This window comes from Terriglobus sp. YAF25, from assembly GCF_052113305.1.
Lineage (GTDB): Bacteria > Acidobacteriota > Terriglobia > Terriglobales > Acidobacteriaceae > Terriglobus.
Map to the genome: position 1 here is coordinate 1 of NZ_JBFRCY010000829.1, position 1,862 is coordinate 1,862.

Here is a 1,862-nt window from a genome sequence, read left to right on the forward strand (position 1 = left end):
GAACAACGCTCCGGGCTTCTTCGGATCCGTTGCAAGAGGAAGCTATCGCGCTCCTGGTCTGATCAACACGGACGCTTCGCTGCACAAGAATTTCAAGATGCCGTACAGCGAGAAGCATCAGCTCTCGATCCGGTTCGAAGCGTTCAACGTTCTGAATCACATGAACGTAGGCGCGCCGAACATGAATATCAACTCGGCCACGTTTGGTCGTGTAAGCTCAACGGGCAATATGCGACAGCTGCAACTTGCCGCCAAATACAGCTTCTAGCATTTGCCTGATCAACGTTGACTCAGCATATTCGTCGCCTCGGAGGGCCAGAAAAAGTAGCCCTTCGAGGCGACGACCTGCATCAGCCTAAAACCAGTACAGCTAAAAGAGGAGCATTATGAAGCTTCAGATCATCGTGATGGCCCTGCTCGTAGGGGGAGCAGCCTTCGCTCAACCACCAGCAGACTGCAAACCCTCCGCACTGAATATTCCCGGAGCACCCTATCCCTGCATCTTTCCGGATCGTACGGCTATGTTTCGCTTTTCCGCACCCTCCGCACAGAAGGTCCAGGTAAAGACCGCAGGCGGCGTCGAGATGAGCAAGAAGGAAGACGGTCTCTGGTACGCCACAACGCCCCCGCTAGTCGAGGGATTCCACTACTACATGATCTCTGTCGATGGAGCTTCGGTCTCTGATCCTTCTACACGGACCTACTTCGGTGGCGGCCAGTGGAGCAGCGCTATCGAGGTACCGGCGTCGGATGCCGAGTTCTATGCTCGCAAGGCTGTTCCGCATGGTGTGGTCCGCGAACAGGATTACTTCTCGACCGTGACGCAGCAGTGGCGGCGCGCAATGATCTACACGCCACCGGACTATGATGCCAACTCAAAGATTCGCTACCCGGTTCTCTATCTGATGCATGGGTGGGGAGAGAACGAGATTGGCTGGACAGCGCAGGGTCATGTTGAGTTAATCATGGACAATCTGATAGCCGCCAACAAAGCAAAGCCGATGATCATTGTCATGGACAATCTCAACGCTGCCAAGCCGGGGGAGGATGCATCCATCTATAACGCCCGCTCCGTCCTCACCCAGGCTGTCCCCGTACCTCCTCCGCCGCCAGGGGCTACACCAGCGCCGCGAGGCATGCCCCGTATGAGCACCACCTTCAGTGAAATGATGTTCGCGGACTTGATCCCAATGGTGGAGAAGAAATACCGAGTCGCGCCAGGTCGTGAGAACCGCGCAATGGCTGGGCTCTCTATGGGAGGATTTCAGACCTTCAACACGGGGTTGACACACCTGGACGACTTCTCTTATTTGGCCGGCTTCAGCGGCAATTGTGGCAGTGGAGGAAACTTCGATCCGAAGACGAGCTGCAGCGGAGCGTTTGACAAGCCCGCGGAATTCAACAAGAAGATCAAGCTGCTCTATCTCTCAACCGGATCCGTGGAAGGACCTCGCGTCAAGCAGTTCAGCGAAGAGCTCAAAAAGGTCGGCGTAGAGAACGTCTACTACGAATCTCCTGGCACCGCGCATGAATGGCTAACGTGGCGCCGGTCCTTCTATGACTTCGCGCCTCGTCTGTTCCGGTAACACAATTAACAAAGTCCGAAAAGAGAAGAGCCTCCGGTAGTCGGAGGCTCTTTCTTTTGTCGGATAATCATCCTGCACGTGCCCCCCACCGGCCCAGCAACCACCGAATCGGTTGAACGCGATCCCGTGAGAATGCTTCGCTCTCACCGCCAGAAGAGCCCGAACACGCTTAATGGAGGAATGATCAAAGGAAAAATGAGTCTATGGGATTATGCTGATCATCCTATACCAAGAAAAACGCTCTGGACGACGTATCGCCCGCACACCGTCTGGAGC

2 protein-coding genes are annotated in these 1,862 nt (G+C 55.2%); both read left to right on the forward strand.

From position 1 onward, the window contains the following. Positions 1-268, forward strand: a 268-nt coding sequence (locus AB4043_RS24230; RefSeq protein ID WP_442308348.1) for a hypothetical protein, incomplete at its 5' end; no start/stop codon positions are given. 118 nt (positions 269-386) lie between these two features. Further along, complete coding sequence (locus tag AB4043_RS24235) at positions 387-1,586, forward strand: alpha/beta hydrolase-fold protein (RefSeq protein WP_442308349.1); 1,200 nt, start codon at positions 387-389, stop codon at positions 1,584-1,586. The last annotated feature ends 276 nt before the right edge of the window (positions 1,587-1,862 follow it).

Bases quoted from the DNA above. Each gene is read 5' to 3' on its own strand.
- AB4043_RS24235 (WP_442308349.1), top strand. From the start codon at position 387: ATGAAGCTTCAGATCATCGTGATGGCCCTGCTCGTAGGGGGAGCAGCC.